At 53.3% G+C, this 16,700-nt stretch carries 20 protein-coding genes; 15 read left to right on the forward strand and 5 right to left on the reverse strand.

Annotation, left to right across the window (positions count from 1 at the left end; translation table 11 throughout):
- Window positions 1-173 precede the first annotated feature (173 nt).
- The 7 genes from V9K95_RS19600 to nusB all read left to right on the forward strand — a co-directional run bounded on the left by V9K95_RS19600 (window position 174) and on the right by nusB (window position 6,376).
- Entirely contained in the window at window positions 174-1,466 is a 1,293-nt protein-coding gene (locus V9K95_RS19600) for a L,D-transpeptidase family protein (protein WP_370878863.1), read from the forward strand.
- Between the two features lie 144 nt (window positions 1,467-1,610).
- On the forward strand, window positions 1,611-2,930 hold the full coding sequence (gene glyA / locus V9K95_RS19605) for a serine hydroxymethyltransferase (RefSeq protein WP_307284166.1): 1,320 nt from the start codon (window positions 1,611-1,613) through the stop codon (window positions 2,928-2,930).
- A gap of 121 nt (window positions 2,931-3,051) precedes the next feature.
- Complete coding sequence (gene nrdR / locus V9K95_RS19610) at window positions 3,052-3,534, forward strand: transcriptional regulator NrdR (protein ID WP_115051727.1); 483 nt, start codon at window positions 3,052-3,054, stop codon at window positions 3,532-3,534.
- Between the two features lie 5 nt (window positions 3,535-3,539).
- The gene (gene ribD / locus V9K95_RS19615; protein WP_336441893.1) at window positions 3,540-4,634 is read left to right on the forward strand and encodes a bifunctional diaminohydroxyphosphoribosylaminopyrimidine deaminase/5-amino-6-(5-phosphoribosylamino)uracil reductase RibD; all 1,095 of its coding nucleotides are present in this window, start codon (window positions 3,540-3,542) and stop codon (window positions 4,632-4,634) included.
- A gap of 10 nt (window positions 4,635-4,644) precedes the next feature.
- On the forward strand, window positions 4,645-5,259 hold the full coding sequence (locus V9K95_RS19620; protein ID WP_115051725.1) for a riboflavin synthase: 615 nt from the start codon (window positions 4,645-4,647) through the stop codon (window positions 5,257-5,259).
- Window positions 5,260-5,404: 145 nt separating this feature from the next.
- A complete protein-coding gene (ribH, locus tag V9K95_RS19625) occupies window positions 5,405-5,866 on the forward strand; it encodes a 6,7-dimethyl-8-ribityllumazine synthase (RefSeq protein WP_115051724.1) in 462 nt (153 codons plus the stop codon).
- Between the two features lie 3 nt (window positions 5,867-5,869).
- Window positions 5,870-6,376, forward strand: coding sequence for a transcription antitermination factor NusB (gene nusB, locus V9K95_RS19630; RefSeq protein ID WP_307284173.1), 507 nt, complete (start codon window positions 5,870-5,872; stop codon window positions 6,374-6,376).
- Between the two features lie 5 nt (window positions 6,377-6,381).
- Here the strand turns inward: nusB and V9K95_RS19635 are convergent, their stop codons facing one another.
- Complete coding sequence (locus V9K95_RS19635) at window positions 6,382-6,708, reverse strand: hypothetical protein (protein ID WP_336441892.1); 327 nt, start codon at window positions 6,706-6,708, stop codon at window positions 6,382-6,384.
- Window positions 6,709-6,942: 234 nt separating this feature from the next.
- On the opposite strand from V9K95_RS19635, the gene V9K95_RS19640 reads away from it, so the two are divergent.
- Window positions 6,943-9,099, forward strand: coding sequence for a sodium-translocating pyrophosphatase (locus V9K95_RS19640; protein ID WP_115051721.1), 2,157 nt, complete (start codon window positions 6,943-6,945; stop codon window positions 9,097-9,099).
- An 82-nt stretch (window positions 9,100-9,181) separates the two neighbouring features.
- Here V9K95_RS19640 and V9K95_RS19645 read toward each other — a convergent pair whose 3' ends face one another.
- Complete coding sequence (locus tag V9K95_RS19645) at window positions 9,182-9,688, reverse strand: outer membrane protein assembly factor BamE (protein WP_370878817.1); 507 nt, start codon at window positions 9,686-9,688, stop codon at window positions 9,182-9,184.
- A 124-nt stretch (window positions 9,689-9,812) separates the two neighbouring features.
- Between V9K95_RS19645 and V9K95_RS19650 the strand changes: the two genes are divergently transcribed.
- The 6 genes from V9K95_RS19650 (at window position 9,813) to V9K95_RS19675 (ending at window position 14,463) form a co-directional block, all read left to right on the forward strand.
- Window positions 9,813-10,376, forward strand: a complete 564-nt coding sequence (locus tag V9K95_RS19650) for a ubiquinol-cytochrome C chaperone family protein (RefSeq protein WP_336441891.1) — start codon at window positions 9,813-9,815, stop codon at window positions 10,374-10,376.
- 10 nt (window positions 10,377-10,386) lie between these two features.
- Complete coding sequence (locus tag V9K95_RS19655) at window positions 10,387-10,953, forward strand: YceD family protein (protein WP_336441890.1); 567 nt, start codon at window positions 10,387-10,389, stop codon at window positions 10,951-10,953.
- A gap of 189 nt (window positions 10,954-11,142) precedes the next feature.
- Window positions 11,143-12,231: a phosphate acyltransferase PlsX gene (gene plsX / locus V9K95_RS19660; RefSeq protein ID WP_336441889.1), complete on the forward strand. Its 1,089-nt coding sequence runs from the start codon at window positions 11,143-11,145 to the stop codon at window positions 12,229-12,231.
- Window positions 12,228-13,199, forward strand: coding sequence for a beta-ketoacyl-ACP synthase III (locus V9K95_RS19665; RefSeq protein WP_115051716.1), 972 nt, complete (start codon window positions 12,228-12,230; stop codon window positions 13,197-13,199). Before plsX ends, V9K95_RS19665 begins: the two co-directional genes overlap by 4 nt.
- 123 nt (window positions 13,200-13,322) lie before the next feature.
- Window positions 13,323-13,643: an integration host factor subunit alpha gene (locus tag V9K95_RS19670; protein WP_008128366.1), complete on the forward strand. Its 321-nt coding sequence runs from the start codon at window positions 13,323-13,325 to the stop codon at window positions 13,641-13,643.
- Window positions 13,644-13,905: 262 nt separating this feature from the next.
- Entirely contained in the window at window positions 13,906-14,463 is a 558-nt protein-coding gene (locus V9K95_RS19675; RefSeq protein ID WP_115052180.1) for a MerR family transcriptional regulator, read from the forward strand.
- A 26-nt stretch (window positions 14,464-14,489) separates the two neighbouring features.
- On the opposite strand, the gene V9K95_RS19680 is transcribed toward V9K95_RS19675, so the two are convergent.
- The 3 genes from V9K95_RS19680 to V9K95_RS19690 all read right to left on the reverse strand — a co-directional run bounded on the left by V9K95_RS19680 (window position 14,490) and on the right by V9K95_RS19690 (window position 15,945).
- Window positions 14,490-14,819, reverse strand: coding sequence for a hypothetical protein (locus V9K95_RS19680; protein WP_336441888.1), 330 nt, complete (start codon window positions 14,817-14,819; stop codon window positions 14,490-14,492).
- 17 nt (window positions 14,820-14,836) lie between these two features.
- On the reverse strand, window positions 14,837-15,088 hold the full coding sequence (locus V9K95_RS19685; RefSeq protein WP_336441887.1) for a hypothetical protein: 252 nt from the start codon (window positions 15,086-15,088) through the stop codon (window positions 14,837-14,839).
- 152 nt (window positions 15,089-15,240) lie between these two features.
- The gene (locus V9K95_RS19690) at window positions 15,241-15,945 is read right to left on the reverse strand and encodes a DUF899 family protein (RefSeq protein ID WP_336441886.1); all 705 of its coding nucleotides are present in this window, start codon (window positions 15,943-15,945) and stop codon (window positions 15,241-15,243) included.
- Window positions 15,946-16,077: 132 nt separating this feature from the next.
- Between V9K95_RS19690 and V9K95_RS19695 the strand changes: the two genes are divergently transcribed.
- Window positions 16,078-16,593: a DUF982 domain-containing protein gene (locus V9K95_RS19695; protein WP_336441885.1), complete on the forward strand. Its 516-nt coding sequence runs from the start codon at window positions 16,078-16,080 to the stop codon at window positions 16,591-16,593.
- The last annotated feature ends 107 nt before the right edge of the window (window positions 16,594-16,700 follow it).

The following is a 16,700-nucleotide window of genomic DNA, read 5'->3' on the forward strand; positions in this document are numbered from 1 at the left end:
CAAGTCAGTGCAGCATCATTATCGCCTCAATGGGCGCATATCGCGTAATCATCACAATCGCGCTATACTTCGCGGAAAGTTGATGTTTGTTAACGATGTTCCTGATATTTTTGGAAACCATATCTGCTCGCGCGCATTGCTGTGAGCAGCTTGACTGCGAAGCTTCCAACAGGTTGGACAAGAACATGAAAAAATTTGGATCGTCAGCGCTGGACCGCCGCGCATTTTTGACCGGTGTCGCAACAGCAGGCATGGCGGCCGTTGCTTCGTCTGCCTTTGCGCAACAATCCGATATTGGTGACATTCTCTCCGCTCCAAAACGCGGCAACTGGGATGATCAGTTTGATGCGCGCTCGACAAGCCGCGGCAAGGTTGCAAGTTTCCAGCCTATCGCCAGTCCTGAAACAGTGTCCTTCATCGAGAATGCTATCAACACCTATAGCCAGATTGTCGGCAATGGTGGTTGGCCGACCGTCCCCGGCAATGTGAAAATGCAGCTCGGCGTGGTCGATCCCGCCGTCTCGGTCATGCGCAAGCGCCTGATCATCGCGGGTGATCTTTCGCAGAGCGCCGGCGTTTCCAATTCTTTTGATACGTATGTCGATGCGGCGGTCAAGCGCTTCCAGTCGCGCCATGGTCTGCCCGCCGACGGCGTTATGGGCCAATATTCATTGGCAGCAATGAACGTTACGGCTGACGTTCGTCTCGGCCAGTTGCAGACAAATCTGGAGCGCGTTCGTAAGCTTGCTTCTGAGGATCAAGGCGCTCGTTATGTCATGGTCAATATTCCTGCCGCGCAGATTGAAGCAGTTGAAGCGGGCAGGGTTGCCCAGCGTCACACGGCCATTGTCGGCAAGATTGATCGCCAGACACCCATCCTCGACTCCAGGATTCACGAGGTCATCCTTAATCCATATTGGACAGCGCCGAAGTCGATTATCCAGAAGGATATCATTCCGCTGATGCGTAAGGACCCAACCTATCTGGAGAAGAACAAAATTCGCCTGTTTGACGAACGCACCCGCGAGGAAGTTTCGCCGGAGAGTGTTGACTGGTCAACCGACGATGCTGTCAAGCTGATGTTCCGTCAGGATCCAGGCAAGATTAACGCCATGTCCTCGACCAAGATCAACTTCGCAAATCCCTATGCGGTTTATATGCATGACACGCCCTCGCAGGGCCTGTTTAACAAGCTGATGCGTTTCGACTCGTCAGGTTGTGTCCGCATTCAGAACGTACGCGATCTCAATGTCTGGCTGCTGCGTGACACCCCGGGCTGGGATCGCCAGACAATGGAGGCGACAATTGCCTCCCGCGTCAACACACCGATTGCCGTGACTAACCCTGTTCCCGTGCATTTCGTCTATGTGTCGGCATGGTCCACGGGTGACGGCGTTGTTCACCTGCGTGACGATATTTACGAGATGGATGGTCAGAAAGCCCTGTCGATCGGCACCAACACCTAATTCTGTCTGACTGAGAATTGAAAAAGACCGCTAGTAGCGGTCTTTTTTATGATGGCGGTTTCAAACCATTGGTTTTCGTCCATCGGCCATTGGCCTCTGCCATTTAAGTATGATAATGCGCGGCAACTACCCACGAATATCCAAATGGCAAATGAGGGTTCAGGCACCATGTCGAATGCAGATACATTTTTCAACGCATCGCTCGAAGATATCGATCCGGAAATTTTCAGCTCGATCCGCAAAGAGCTGGGCCGTCAGCGCCATGAAATCGAATTGATTGCATCGGAAAATATCGTGTCGCGCGCTGTTCTTGAAGCGCAGGGTTCGATCATGACCAACAAATATGCCGAAGGCTACCCGGGCAAACGCTATTATGGCGGCTGCCAGTTCGTTGATATTGCTGAAGAACTTGCCATCGAACGCGCCAAGAAGCTGTTTGGATGCAATTTTGCCAATGTGCAGCCTAATTCCGGCAGCCAGATGAACCAGGCCGTGTTTCTGGCCCTGTTGCAGCCCGGCGACACATTTATGGGCCTGGATCTGAATTCCGGCGGTCACTTAACCCACGGTTCTCCGGTCAACATGTCCGGAAAATGGTTCAAGGTCGTTTCCTATGGCGTTCGTCAGGACGATCATTTGCTGGATATGGATGCCATTGAAAAGCAGGCACAGGAAACCAAGCCGAAGCTGATCCTTGCTGGTGGTACTGCCTATTCCCGCATTTGGGATTGGGAGCGGTTCCGTAAGATTGCCGATAGCGTCGGTGCCTATCTGATGGTTGATATGGCTCATATTGCCGGTCTGGTCGCTGCCGGTGTTCACCCTTCGCCGATACCGCATGCCCATGTTGTTACCACCACCACGCATAAATCACTGCGCGGCCCTCGCGGCGGCATGATCCTCACCAATGACGAGGATATTGCGAAGAAGATGAATTCAGCCGTATTCCCCGGTTTGCAGGGTGGCCCCTTGATGCACGTCATCGCTGCAAAGGCAGTTGCCTTCGGCGAGGCGCTCAAGCCTGAATTCAAGGTCTATGCACAAAACGTTGCTGACAATGCCAAGACATTGGCCGCGACATTGAAAAAGAACGGCCTCGACATCGTTTCCGGCGGTACAGACAACCATCTTATGCTCGTCGATCTGCGTCCAAAGAATGCAACCGGCAAGCGGGCGGAACAGGCACTTGGCCGCGCAAACATCACCTGCAACAAGAACGGCATTCCCTTCGATCCGGAAAAGCCATTCGTCACGTCCGGTGTCCGTCTTGGAACGCCAGCAGGCACTACGCGCGGATTTGGCGCAGCAGAGTTCACCGAAATCGGTAATCTCATCTCGGAAGTGCTTGATGGCTTGAAGGTCGCCAATTCCGATGAGGGCAATGCGGCTGTGGAAAAGGCAGTTCAGCAGAAGGTTATTACCCTGACTGACCGCTTCCCTATGTACTCCTATCTGGGCCAATAAGCCTGTTTTGCCTTGGCGATACGCACTTCATTGACAGTGCGTTTCGCCGAGGCGCTTTAATCTCGCTTCGAAAAACACTATCTTCGCGGTGATCTCAGAATCATCTTCGGAAAGTTCCTCGATGCGTTGTCCATATTGCCAGTCTGAAGATACTCAAGTGAAAGATTCCCGTCCTGCTGAGGATGGGGCTGTCATTCGCAGGCGACGTATTTGCACGGTGTGTGGTGGAAGGTTCACGACCTTCGAACGCGTGCAGTTGCGCGATCTTTCCGTCATCAAGAAAAGCGGCCGCCGCGTTCCATTCGACCGGGATAAGCTTATGCGTTCCGTCGAAGTCGCCTTGCGCAAGCGTGAGGTGGATCAGGAACGGGTTGAGCGGGCTGTCTCGGGCATTGTACGCCAGTTGGAAAGCTCGGGTGAACCGGAAGTAAGCTCCGACGAGATTGGCCGTCTTGTCATGGACGCGCTCAAAGGCATTGATGACATTGCCTATATCCGCTTTGCCTCGGTTTATCGCAATTTCAGCGAAGCCAAGGACTTCCATGACGTCATCGATGAAATTACCGCGAGCGATATCGCAACTGGCCCGATCGAGGACGATTGATCCCCATGGCAGCAACTGCACTTGATCGCCGCTATATGGCTGCGGCTATTCGTTTTTCGCGCCGCCATCATGGACTGACCGGCACCAATCCTTCTGTCGCCACGCTTATCGTCAAGGACAATGTCATTGTCGGGCGCGGTGTCACGGCAATTGGCGGACGTCCCCATGCGGAAACGCAGGCCTTGCTTGAAGCAGGCGAACATTCACGCGGCGCAACAGCTTACGTTACGCTTGAACCTTGCGCTCATCACGGCAAAACGCCGCCCTGTGCCAATGCGCTGGTCACTGCGGGCATAACCCGCGTTGTATCGGCCGCGAATGATCCTGACGATCGGGTGGCCGGCAAAGGCTACGCTATTTTGCGGGATGCGGGCATTGAGGTAGTAACGGGTGTGCTTGCCGAAGAAGCAGCTGATGAACTGGCTGGATACTTGATTCGATCTTCCAGGAAACGCCCGGAAGCGACTCTAAAACTTGGGCTTTCTACCGATGGATTCATCGGGAGGAAAGGTGAGGGTCAAATAGCGATAAGTGGTCCCATTTCGAGAGCGCAGGCGCATGTCATGCGTGCCGAGACTGACGCCATCCTGGTTGGCATCGGAACTGTGCTCGCGGATAACCCGCAGCTGACCTGCCGCTTGGCTGGGCTGGAACATCGCTCGCCGATCAGGATTGTCCTCGACAGCCATCTGCGGATTCCGATGGACAGCGAGTTGGTTAAAACAGCTGCAACTGTACCGGTGTGGATTGCCGCCAGAGCAGATGCGGACCCTGCCAAACGGCAAGCGCTCATTGCAGCAGGATGCAAAATTCTAGCAACTGAAACCGATTGCGGAACAACAGCTCTCCCGGAATTGATGGATGATCTTGCCGCGCAAGGCATTTCGACATTGATCGTCGAGGGCGGGGCAGTGGTGGCTGACTCGTTCCTCGAAGAAAAACTGGTTGACCGCATCGTGCTGTTTGAAGGTCCCGTGGAGCTTGGTGAGGGTGGGGTTGCAGCCCCCGACCTGCGCTCCCATATGGCTCATGAATTCAAGCTGTTGTACGAATCCCGCTTCGGCGACGACCGCTACAGCGAGTATGTAAGACCGCTTTAAGGAGCCGCGAATGTTCACGGGAATTGTTACCGATATTGGCAAGGTCGGACAGATCAAGCCACTTAATGAAGGTGTATTGCTGCGTATTGAAACCAATTACGATCCCGAGACGATCGAGATCGGCGCATCCATTTCCTGTTCGGGTGTTTGCCTGACCGTAACAACATTGCCGGAAAAAGGCTCCAATGCCCGCTGGTTTGAGGTTGAAGCGTGGGAAGAAGCGCTACGCCTGACCAGCATTGCCGATTGGAAGACTGGCACGCGTATCAATCTGGAGCGCTCGCTAAAGCTTGGCGATGAAATGGGTGGTCATCTCGTTTCAGGCCATGTAGATGCCATGGCTGACCTGATCAAGCGTGAAGAGGAGGGCGACGCCGTTCGCTTTACCTTGCGTGTCCCGGAACACCTTGCACGCTTCATTGCACCAAAAGGTTCCGTGGCGCTCGACGGCACGTCGCTGACAGTCAACGCGGTGAATGGCAATGAGTTTGACGTTCTCCTCATCCGTCACTCACTGGAAGTTACCACCTGGGGCGACCGTAAGGTCGGAGACAGAATTAATATCGAGATTGATCAGATGGCTCGATATGCTGCCCGACTTGCAGAATATCCTAAATCAGCCTAAAGCATCGAACCGAAAAGTGGAATCCGGTTTTCGGATCATCCGATGCGACAAACAAAAGCCAGATCGCCACTTTGCGCCCGTAAGGGCGTATAGCGATCTGGGACGACACAATCGGCCTTAGCCGATCAAAATTCCTGGAGCGAGCATGTCCAAAAACAAGGCGCGTGCGCCACATCTACTGATTGTGGAAGCACGTTTCTATGAAGAATTGTCCGATGCATTGCTGAACGGCGCCAAGCTTGCGCTGGATGAAGCCAATGCGACCTATGATGTTGTGACTGTTCCAGGCGCGCTTGAAGTGCCCGCCGTCATTTCTTTTGCCCTTGATGGTGCCGAAGATGGCGGCAAGAAATATGATGGCTTCGTAGCGCTTGGCACCGTTATCCGCGGCGAGACTTACCATTTTGATATCGTCGCCAATGAATCATGCCGGGCCCTGATGGATCTGGCTGTGGCTGAAAGCATCGCCATTGGCAATGGAATCCTGACTGTTGAAAACGAGGAACAGGCTTGGGTTCGCGCGCGCCGCGAAGACAAGGATAAGGGTGGCTTTGCCGCCCGCGCAGCGCTGACAATGATTGCCCTCAAGGATAAGCTCGGAGCCTGAACCATGGTCAACTCTAATGATGGACAGACCCCGGCGGTAAAGACCGCAAACAAGCGTGGCGTTGCGCGGCTTGCAGCTGTACAGGCGCTTTATCAGATGGATGTAGCCGGAACCGGCGTGCTGGAAGTTGTTGCTGAATATGAGGCGCATCGGCTTGGCAAGGAAGTAGACGGAAAGCAATATCTGGATGCTGACCCGCAATGGTTCAGAGGTATTGTATCCGGCGTTGTGGCCGATCAAACGATACTAGATCCCATGATCAGGCAGGCATTGACCGAAGACTGGCCGCTATCGCGGCTTGATTCCACATTGCGCGCTATTTTGCGTGCCGGAATTTGGGAACTTCGCGGCAAGGCCGATGTGCCAACTGCCGTTATCGTTTCGGAATATGTTGACATCGCCAAGGCATTCTATTCGGAAGATGAGCCGAAGCTGGTCAATGCCGTTCTGGATCGTCTTGCTTTTGAGCTTCGAGGCGAGAGCAAGGGCGTCAAAAGCCCGAAACGCTGACTACTTCATATCGCGGCGATGCTGATGCTTTGCCGGATATCTCCAGTCATATAAAAAGACAGCACCTGCGAGCAACAGCCAGCCGCAGGCATAATCATAAATGAGATCATTTGTAAGGTTGTCACTGTTTCATCCTCTTCAGGAAGCGGCTTGCTATGTAAGGCAATAGCAGTCAGAAAACTAACGGCGCTCATAAAAGAAATAAATAATGTCGGGCCGGTTTGCCCGTTGAGGCTGGTTATCAGGGGTGCCAATCCTCCTACAGCCAATATCGCCACACCCACACTATTCAGGAATGTAGCAAATAGTTTGATCCGTTCATTGTAGATCACGCTAATGGATACCCTTCCTAGCCATTTCCCCACATAGATTGCCGCGCCATTTCCCTGCCAGCAATCCCTACTTTGGTCTATCGTTTTGATCCGGATACGAAAGACCTTGACGTTTTCGCATTTGCTTCGTTACTCCTTACACATGCGGTCGCGTTTCTGCCGGCCTGGCAGCTGCGTGTGCCGTACTGAACCTGACCCGGGGAGGGGTTTTCCGGTCAAATCTGAGGGAGTGGCATGACAATACTGTTTTTGGTCATTGCCTGCGGTCTGCTGTCCATCGTCTATGCGGTTCTAGCTACCAAATCGGTGCTTGCTGCGGACCAGGGCAATGCGCGCATGCAAGAAATCGCCGGTGCAATTCGAGAAGGCGCACAGGCATATCTCACACGTCAATATACCACGATCGCCATTGTCGGCGTGGTCGTATTCATAGCGGTCTGGTTCCTGCTTACAGGTACAGCCGCTATCGGCTTCCTCATTGGAGCGGTGCTCTCGGGTCTGGCAGGTTTCATAGGCATGCACGTCTCGGTTCGCGCGAATGTGCGAACGGCACAGGCGGCTTCGCGCAGCCTGGCAGCAGGGCTTGAGATCGCGTTCAAATCCGGTGCTATCACCGGCATGCTGGTTGCGGGCCTCGCTCTGCTTGGCGTTGCAGTCTATTATTGGGTGCTCACCGGGCTTCTCGGCTATTCTCCGGCAGACCGCACCGTCATCGATGCACTGGTATCGCTGGGCTTCGGGGCTTCGCTCATCTCTATCTTTGCGCGTCTCGGCGGCGGTATTTTCACCAAGGGTGCGGATGTCGGCGGCGATCTTGTTGGCAAGGTTGAAGCCGGTATTCCGGAAGACGATCCACGCAACCCGGCAACCATCGCCGATAATGTTGGCGATAATGTCGGCGATTGCGCTGGTATGGCCGCTGACCTGTTTGAAACCTATGCGGTAACGATTGTTGCGACAATGGTTCTCGGTGCGATCTTCTTTGCAGCAACGCCAGTATTGAGCAGTGTCATGCTCTACCCGCTGGCGATCTGTGGGGCCTGTATCCTCACTTCAATTGCGGGTACTTTCTTCGTCAAGCTTGGAGCCAATAATTCCATCATGGGCGCCTTGTATAAGGGGCTGATCGTGACAGGTCTTCTGTCGATTGTCGGTCTTGCATTGGCGACGTGGGCAACTATCGGTTGGGGTGAGGTTGGTACGGTAGATGGCCAGAGCATTACAGGGCTCAATCTGTTTTATTGCGGCATTCTTGGTCTGGTCGTCACGGCGCTGATCGTCGTGATTACCGAATATTACACCGGGACTAACAAACGCCCCGTCAATTCAATCGCTCAGGCTTCGGTTACGGGTCACGGAACGAACGTGATCCAGGGTCTTGCCGTATCGCTTGAATCGACTGCTCTGCCGGCATTGGTTATTGTTGGCGGTATCATCTGGACCTACCAGCTGGCCGGTTTGTTTGGGACGGGTATTGCGGTCACTGCCATGCTCGGCATCGCTGGCATGATCGTTGCGCTGGATGCATTTGGTCCTGTCACCGACAATGCCGGTGGTATCGCCGAAATGGCCGGACTTGACCCGGAGGTTCGCAAATCCACTGATGCGCTGGATGCGGTCGGCAATACAACGAAGGCTGTCACCAAGGGCTATGCCATTGGCTCGGCAGGTCTGGGTGCGCTTGTCCTCTTCGCTGCCTACTCCAATGATTTGAAGTTCTTCATTGCTGAGGCCGATAAGGCTGGATCAACTGCTTTCTCTTACTTCAAGGGAATCGGCGCAGTATCGTTCGAGCTGTCCAATCCCTATGTGGTGGCCGGCCTGATCTTCGGTGGTCTTATCCCTTACCTCTTCGGTGGTATCGCGATGACCGCTGTTGGGCGCGCAGCGGGTTCTGTTGTCGAAGAGGTTCGTCGCCAGTTCCGCGAAAAGCCAGGCATTATGGCAGGCACAGAGCGTCCGGATTATGCCCGCGCCGTGGATATTCTCACGCGTGCTGCCATCAAGGAAATGGTTATCCCGTCACTCCTACCGGTTCTTGCGCCGCTCGTCGTCTATTTTGGCGTGTTGCTTATTTCCGGTTCGAAGGCTTCCGCCTTTGCGGCGCTGGGCGCATCGCTTCTTGGTGTTATCATCAATGGTATTTTCGTTGCCATCTCGATGACATCGGGCGGTGGCGCTTGGGACAATGCGAAAAAGTCCTTTGAGGATGGCTTCGTTGACAAGGATGGCGTTCGCCATCTCAAGGGTTCCGATGCCCACAAGGCGTCGGTAACGGGCGATACGGTCGGCGATCCCTATAAGGATACTGCCGGTCCAGCCGTCAACCCGGCAATCAAGATCACCAATATCGTGGCTTTGCTTTTGCTTGCGGTGCTCGCACACGGCTAGCTTTGATTTGAAACGCTTCAAATCTTGATAATAAAAAACCCGCGAAACATGCTGTTTCGCGGGTTTTTGTTTGCTTGAAATTCTATTGACCGGTTGGTCCGCCACCGCCAAGGGATGGCGGAGCCTTGCCTACGCCTTGCAGTAGCTGACCGAGGAAGGTCAGGTCTTTACCGCCTGTAGGTGTGGTTCTGCTGATGAAGTCAAAAACCTTGCCATCCTGCAGACCGTAATTGGCGATGCTGGAAACCTTGCTATCCTTGTCAAAGTAGACAGCAAGGATGCGCCGGTCCGTAACCTTGGGCTGCATGAAAGCCACGCTGCGGTGCCGCTTCTGTGAAATATAGTAGAATACTTCATTGTCGAAGGTCGCGGTTGTCGACGGGCTGCCGAGCGAGAGAATGACTTGTTCGCGGCTTGATCCGACAGGAACGAACTCAAGCGTCTTCTCGTCGAGGACATAGCCTTGGCTCAATGTTTCCGAAGGATTGAGGCTTGCGGTATTGCAACCGGCAAGTCCTGTAGCCAAAACGAAAGTTCCCGCGAGAAAATATCCGCGTGAACTATGGGTCTTGAAAATCCGCTGCAGCAACGACATCTCCATTTCAAAGTGGGCGCAAGTCTTTCGCTGCCCGCAGAACTTCGGTAAACCACCTTGAAGTCCGATGCAACACGCGACTCGTGTTGTGTCCCCGGTTCAAGCGAAAGCCCAATTAATGATTCTCAGTTTATTCAGCCGCAAGGCCAAGGCAAATGAGGCGATAACGATTGCCATCTACGAAACAATCGTGGCGGCGGCGCGGCAGCCCTATTTTTATTCGGACATTGGCGTGCCCGATTCACCCTTAGGCCGCTATGAAATGCTGTCTCTGCACATTTTCCTGTTTATCCGGCGCATCAAGGGCAGGAATGACGCGTTGAAATCAATCGGGCAGGAAGTCACCGATGAGTTCTTCCGCGATGTTGATCATTCGTTGAGAGAACTCGGAATTGGCGATTCCGGTGTGCCAAAACGCATGAAGAAACTTGCGCGAATGTTTTATGGCCGTGTCGAGTCTTATGATAGGGCGCTCGAAAACAACGATCAGACCGAGCTGGCAACTGCCCTGGCGCGCAATATACGTCCAGATAGTGCTGATTGGATTGGCGGCGGCGTGGCGCTGGCAAATTACGTGGAACAGGTGGTATTACTGCTGGAAACGCAGCCAGACGACGTTTTGGCGAGTGGAAAAGTAATATTTCCCGATGCCGCGACCACGCTGCCCGGACAGAGAGATTAAGGAGACCTCAATGGCTAGAAAAATGGATGGGGCTTTGAGTTTTCCGGTTCAGGTCAAGCGATTGCCGCAAAAGGGCCTGACAATTAAAATCGAAGCGGACAGCAAAGAGCGCGATGCGTTGCGTGATTTTCACGAACTCGAGGATGTAAAATCCTTCAAGGCAGATTTGCAGATCGTTCCTTGGAAGAAGGACGGTATCCGTATTCGCGGCAGGGTTAAGGCCGATATTGTTCAATCCTGCGTGGTTACCCTTGAGCCTATCGTCGCAAAAATCGATGCGGAGATTGATAGCCTTTTCGTTCCGCAGGACTCGCGCCTGGCCCGCTTGCCGCTCGATGAGAATGGTGAGTTGATAATCAGCGCCGATGGTCCGGACATACCGGAGACATTTTCTGGCGATAGTCTGGATGCTGGAGCTATCGCCGAGGAGTTTTTCGAGTTGGCAATCGACCCTTACCCGCGCAAGCCCGAGGCGGAAGCCGCCCCGCCAGTGGAGGTAACGTTTGGCACGGACGGAACCGAGGAAAAGCCCATCAATCCATTTGCTGGCTTGAAAGACTGGAAACAAAAAACTTGATTGGCATATCCGTGACGATTTTGTTCGCCCGCGTGCAAATTCAATGAAGGTGTGAGGGGAAACTTGACGATTATTGTCGCCAGCAAGCCGGTTGCGATTAGAATCCGGTTGTGTCTGCGAGCAAAATGGCTATTTTCGCCGAGTCTTTTCAAAAAACATTAAGAACTGAACAGGACAGGACAATCAAGAGTGATTAGAATTTCTATTGACGCCATGGGCGGCGATTTCGGTCCTGAGATCGTAGTTCCCGGCATGGCGACGGCGCTGGAGCGCCACCCCGATATCCACTTTGTGATTTTCGGGCGCGAAGAAGAAGTTCAGCCGCTCTTGGCAAAGCATCAAGCCTTGTCCAAAGCGTCCACGTTTCATCATTGCGATGTATCGGTACGGATGGATGAAAAACCAAGTCAGGCCTTACGCAATGGCCGCTGGAAGTCATCCATGTGGCGTTCGATTGAAGCGGTCAAGACGGGCGGGTCGGATGTTTGCGTTTCAGCAGGCAACACCGGTGCTCTGATGGCCATGTCAAAATTTTGCCTGCGTACCATGGCAAGTGTTGAAAGGCCGGCGATTGCAGGCATTTGGCCAACACTTCGCGGCGAAAGCATTGTTCTGGACATTGGTGCAACCATTGGTGCCGATGCCCAGCAGCTTGTTGATTATGCCGTCATGGGATCTGCCATGGCGCGCGCGCTGTTCGAGATCAAGCGCCCGACGATTGGTCTTTTGAATGTTGGCGTTGAGGAGATCAAAGGCCAGGACGATGTGAAGGATGCAGCACGCATCCTGCGTGAGATACCCTTGCCAAGCCTGGAATATTACGGCTTCGTTGAAGGCGATGATATTGGCAAGGGCACCGTTGATGTCGTTGTGACTGAAGGTTTCACCGGTAATATCGCGTTGAAAGCTGCGGAAGGCACGGCAAAACAGTTTGCCCAATATCTTCGCGAAGCCATGAGCCGCACGCTGATGGCAAAGATCGGTTATATTTTCGCCAAGGGCGCGTTTGACCGCCTGCGGGAGAAGCTCGACCCGCGCAAGACCAATGGCGGTGTGTTTCTCGGGTTGAACGGAATTGTTATCAAGAGCCATGGCGGCACGGATGCTCTCGGCTTTGCTGCTGCCATAGACGTAGGTTACGACATGGCCAAGAATGGGTTGCTGGATAAGATTGCTGCCGATCTGAGCCACTTTCACAAGAGCCCGGTCGGTGTTGCCTTCAAAGGTGAGGGTGATGCCGAGGCGGACGTTGAAATAGACCAACAGGAAATTAAATGATCCGCTCCGTTGTCAAAGGGATAGGGTCGGCAAAGCCGGCTCGTCTGGTAAAAAATGCCGATCTTGAAGGCGTTGTCGAAACCACTGATGAATGGATCGTACAGCGTACAGGCATCCGTCAGCGATATATTGCAGGCGAGGGCGAGACAACTGTAACGCTGGGCGAAGCAGCGGCTCGTGCTGCGCTCGACAATGCGGGAATGACGCCCGACGATATTGATCTCATCATTCTGGCAACATCCACGCCGGACAATACGTTTCCAGCCTCCGCTGTCGACATTCAGGCCCGTCTTGGCATGACCCATGGGTTTGCCTTTGACATGCAGGCTGTATGCTCCGGCTTTGTCTATGCTGTTACAACAGCCGATCTCTATATTCGCGGTGGCATGGCCAAGCGTGTTCTGGTGATAGGCGCTGAAACATTTTCGCGCATCCTGGATTGGAATGACCGCACCACCTGCGTGCTCTTTGGAGATGGCGCTGGTGCTCTGATTCTTGAGGCCAATGAAGGACGCGGCTTGACCTCTGACCGTGGCATACTGACAGCCAATCTCCGGTCGGACGGTTCCCACAAGCAAAAGTTGTATGTCGATGGCGGACCGTCCTCGACGCAGACTGTTGGTCACCTTCGCATGGAGGGCCGCGAGGTTTTCAAACATGCCGTGGGCATGGTCACGGATGTTATTGAAGCATCGCTTTCCGATGCAGGAATTACAGCAGCGGATATCGATTGGTTTGTTCCACACCAGGCCAATAAGCGCATTATCGATGCCACCGCAAAGAAGCTGGATTTGCCTTCCGAAAAGGTCGTCATAACCGTTGACCAACACGGAAATACTTCTGCTGCTTCAGTACCCTTAGCGCTTGAGACGGCTGTTTCGGACGGTCGAATCAAAGAGGGTGATGTTGTGCTGCTTGAAGCCATGGGTGGGGGCTTTACGTGGGGTGCAGTTCTGCTACGTTGGTAGTAATCCGGTTGGGTTGGCAGATTAGGTAACGAAGTTCCCCATCCTGCTTGCCCGATCAGTTTTCATCCTATAACTTCCGCTGTCACCGATAGTTTTGCAATAAAACGAGAGCTTTGAGATCGTATGGGGGGTAAAACCATTACGCGCGCTGATCTGGCTGAAGCAGTCTATCGCAAGGTAGGGCTTTCACGCACCGAGTCAGCGTCACTTGTCGAAACCATTCTTGACGAGGTTTGTGATGCAATCGTCCGCGGCGAGACCGTAAAACTGTCGTCTTTTGCGACATTTCAGGTCCGGGACAAGAATGAACGGATCGGGCGCAACCCGAAAACAGGGGAGGAGGTTCCGATCCTGCCGCGTCGCGTCATGACATTCAAGGCGTCCAATGTGTTGAAGCAGCGCATTTTGCGTTCGCATCAAACCCGGAAGAAAAAGTCGGCCTGATCGGTATTATCATGCATGCTTGGACGAGATTGCTGTGGGCCGATCTCGGACTGAGCTTGAAAAATTGCTGATAAACCGCTGAAATAGACGTCGAATCAGAATTCTCCTTAACGCACCATGCGCTGTAGCATCGGCCAAAAAGTGGAATCCGGTTTTCGGGCAAGCCGATGCGAAAATAAGGATGGATTGAGACCTTGCGAAAGTAAGGCTTGGACTATCCGGCGCAAAGGGTGCAGTAACGCTTTGGCTCAAAGGTGGAATCATGGACAAGAGTCCCGACGCATTTAGAACCATCAGCGAAGTTGCCGAAGATCTGGATTTGCCACAGCACGTCCTGCGCTTTTGGGAAACCAGATTCACGCATATCAAGCCAATGAAGCGGGGCGGTGGACGACGTTATTACCGTCCGCTCGACGTCGATCTGCTCAAGGGCATCCGTCATCTTCTTTATGATCAGGGTTATACGATCAAGGGCGTTCAGCGTCTTCTGCGCGAGAATGGCACGCAATTCATCATAGCTCTCGGCAGTGGTGATATTGCTGCGGCAGAGACGATCAGTCAGCAGAAACAGGCTCATGCACGCCAGGAAGAAGCTTTGGCGGCGGAACAGAGCAGGGCAGATGCTGATGAAGAAGCCGCTGTTATGGGCGCACCAAAAGCGGCGCCACATGGGCGCCGCCTGTTCGGATTGATCAAGGGCGATGATGAAGGGCCTGTAGCTGCCGATGGCAAGCGCTTGTCGAAAGATAATCGCGCTCTGTTGCAGGAAACATTGTTTGATCTTCTTGAATGCAAGCGCCTGCTCGATCAGGTTCGTTAAAGTTTGCCTATCATATGAACCCGGCACTAGGGCCGGGTTGCCAGCATTCCGATGATAACGCCGAGACCGGCGATCATTACCAATGTCGAAATTGAATTTTGGGTCGGAATGTCACCGATCCGTTTGGCCTGATGACCGATTGCTCCGGCAGCTTGAATACCTCGCCGCCGGATTGTTTGCGCAGTCGAGGAATAGTTTTCATCGTCGTCATCTTCGGTAAGGTCATCGAAAACCCTGGCTCCCTTATCCGCCAGCGTTTTCGTTATTGCAGCAAGATCGCGTTTCAACTGGGCGATCTCGCTTTTCAAGCGAGCCTTGTCTGCCTCACTTTGAATTGCATCGGCTATATCGTCCATGATGCTGATCCTTCAAATTAACGGCGTGAGAAGAGACCGATCAACAATGCTGCCCCTGCTACGATGGCGAGGGTGGCAACCGGGTTTTGCTTTGCGGTATCGGCCGCGTAACGTGCTTGTTTAGCCGCAACGCGGCGAACCTCGTCAAACCGCTCGGAGCCCAAATCCGACAGACTTGAAGAAATCTTGGAGATTTCCTTGCGTAATGCAGCAATCTGCGCCTCTACGTCACCCTGCACATCGTCTGCGTTCTTGGAAAATATCGCCATAGTTGAATGCTCCTGTTTAACACACGAGCTATAACGGTGTGGTTCGGTGAATGTTCCGATTTTAATCACCTGGATCAATGCATAGCTTTAGCGGCCATGTTTCGCCATGGCGCTACTGGTCCGTTTGTACCGGTTGATAAGGCCTGTGAGCCTTAGGTTCTGTAGTCAAGTTTGGGATACCAGTCGCTACCCCTTCCTTCGGGTGTCATATCCAGAATGGTCCAAAGCGGCATGGGATCGGGTGCACCTCGCGGATCTTGCCCCGGATCAGCTGTTGCTCCGCCCATTTCGGCACTCCAAAAATGCCGGATGGTGCCGTCCCGCCGGGTAAAAACGTTGATGGCTGTATCGTCCTCGTCATCCGCGCTGACATAGTCCCGGCTGTAGTCTCCCGTCAGATCAGTATAAAGATTGAGGCCCTGCCAGCCGCGCTCTTTCTTGAAAGCGAGCAGCCGGTCAATCGGTGATCGTGCGACGACAGCAAGTGCAGCGCGTTGGCCGACATCCTTTGCCTCGCCATCCCAGGATGACAGAAGTGATGTGCACATGGGGCAGGGTCTTTGGCGTTGGGGACCGAACATATAGCTGTAGATGATCAATGTTTGTTTGTCGCCAAACAGGTCGGCAAAGTCCGCAGGCCCGTTTTCTCCCTCAAACTTGTAGGGCCCCGTCACTGTTCCTCCCAGTGGCAAGGCGCGGCGTTGTTGGGCTACGCGTTCAATATGCCTGCGAAGTTCGATCTCCTCCGCAAGCAGGGCATTGCGGGCTTTTCGATATTCTTCGCTTTCATTGGGATAGCGTGCACCATTTTTCAGGGCCAATTCCTGTGCGGGTACGAGCGTTTCATTGCTGTTCATTAGGCATCTCCTCACATGCGTCAAAAACTGCTGTCTGCTGGAAAGGTGAGTTCAAACCCGGTTGGGCCGTCATGCGATTCATCAGCCCACAATAGGTTGATATCAACTTATTGGCAAGTTTCGATAGGAACAATGTCAGGCAGCCACCCGGTTACGGCGAAAAAATCCTTGCAAAATAAGCGTTTCGGGTTGTGGCATTGGACAAAAATGATCCGGCAATTTGATTACAATTACGCGTCACTCTCGCGTCACGCTGGCCCGCGTATTGGCGGATATATCGACTCACCAATGAGAAAATCAGTTCAGTCTTGGCCATCTGCCAAGGATGGAAGCCCTTTACTGAAAAGAAGGGGATTAAATGGGGTCCCAATGGTTAACCTTGAATTTCTTCCTGTCATCCTGGAAAATAATCAGACCGGTCGGAACGAAACTATTTCGTCAATAAGTGAGGCAGCTGCGTTTTTGCTCAATGGTTGGCCGAAAAAGAGATCTTCTTTGCACCTGGAAGCGCGTGTGGCGTGCTATGAAGCGCAATCCGGCATTGTCTCGGTGAGTGCCGCGCGGACGATATTCGTTGAGGCCGCAATTGAAGCCAATATCTATGTCGGCCAAGAACCTCCTGCCATCCTCGACCAGCGCCGGAACTGACGCGAAATTGCCTGGCATCCGGCGCCAAGCTCCTTGGATGGCATGCATTGTGTGGAGTTTGTCTTATTTCTTTGGCTTTAGGTATTGCTATAAAAAGCTCAGTAATC

This window comes from Phyllobacterium sp. CCNWLW183 (assembly GCF_037203775.1).
Lineage (GTDB): Bacteria > Pseudomonadota > Alphaproteobacteria > Rhizobiales > Rhizobiaceae > Phyllobacterium > Phyllobacterium ifriqiyense.

What these genes read in the sequence shown, in the direction of transcription:
- glyA (WP_307284166.1), top strand. Translation starts at nt 1,611, where the DNA reads ATGGCAAATGAGGGTTCAGGCACCATGTCGAATGCAGATACATTTTTC.
- nrdR (WP_115051727.1), top strand. Translation starts at nt 3,052, where the DNA reads ATGCGTTGTCCATATTGCCAGTCTGAAGATACTCAAGTGAAAGATTCC.
- ribD (WP_336441893.1), top strand. Translation starts at nt 3,540, where the DNA reads ATGGCAGCAACTGCACTTGATCGCCGCTATATGGCTGCGGCTATTCGT.
- V9K95_RS19620 (WP_115051725.1), top strand. Translation starts at nt 4,645, where the DNA reads ATGTTCACGGGAATTGTTACCGATATTGGCAAGGTCGGACAGATCAAG.
- ribH (WP_115051724.1), top strand. Translation starts at nt 5,405, where the DNA reads ATGTCCAAAAACAAGGCGCGTGCGCCACATCTACTGATTGTGGAAGCA.
- nusB (WP_307284173.1), top strand. Translation starts at nt 5,870, where the DNA reads ATGGTCAACTCTAATGATGGACAGACCCCGGCGGTAAAGACCGCAAAC.
- V9K95_RS19640 (WP_115051721.1), top strand. Translation starts at nt 6,943, where the DNA reads ATGACAATACTGTTTTTGGTCATTGCCTGCGGTCTGCTGTCCATCGTC.
- V9K95_RS19650 (WP_336441891.1), top strand. Translation starts at nt 9,813, where the DNA reads ATGATTCTCAGTTTATTCAGCCGCAAGGCCAAGGCAAATGAGGCGATA.
- V9K95_RS19655 (WP_336441890.1), top strand. Translation starts at nt 10,387, where the DNA reads ATGGCTAGAAAAATGGATGGGGCTTTGAGTTTTCCGGTTCAGGTCAAG.
- V9K95_RS19665 (WP_115051716.1), top strand. Translation starts at nt 12,228, where the DNA reads ATGATCCGCTCCGTTGTCAAAGGGATAGGGTCGGCAAAGCCGGCTCGT.
- V9K95_RS19670 (WP_008128366.1), top strand. Translation starts at nt 13,323, where the DNA reads ATGGGGGGTAAAACCATTACGCGCGCTGATCTGGCTGAAGCAGTCTAT.
- V9K95_RS19675 (WP_115052180.1), top strand. Translation starts at nt 13,906, where the DNA reads ATGGACAAGAGTCCCGACGCATTTAGAACCATCAGCGAAGTTGCCGAA.
- V9K95_RS19680 (WP_336441888.1), bottom strand. Translation starts at nt 14,819, where the DNA reads ATGGACGATATAGCCGATGCAATTCAAAGTGAGGCAGACAAGGCTCGC.
- V9K95_RS19685 (WP_336441887.1), bottom strand. Translation starts at nt 15,088, where the DNA reads ATGGCGATATTTTCCAAGAACGCAGACGATGTGCAGGGTGACGTAGAG.
- V9K95_RS19690 (WP_336441886.1), bottom strand. Translation starts at nt 15,945, where the DNA reads ATGAACAGCAATGAAACGCTCGTACCCGCACAGGAATTGGCCCTGAAA.
- V9K95_RS19695 (WP_336441885.1), top strand. Translation starts at nt 16,078, where the DNA reads ATGTCAGGCAGCCACCCGGTTACGGCGAAAAAATCCTTGCAAAATAAG.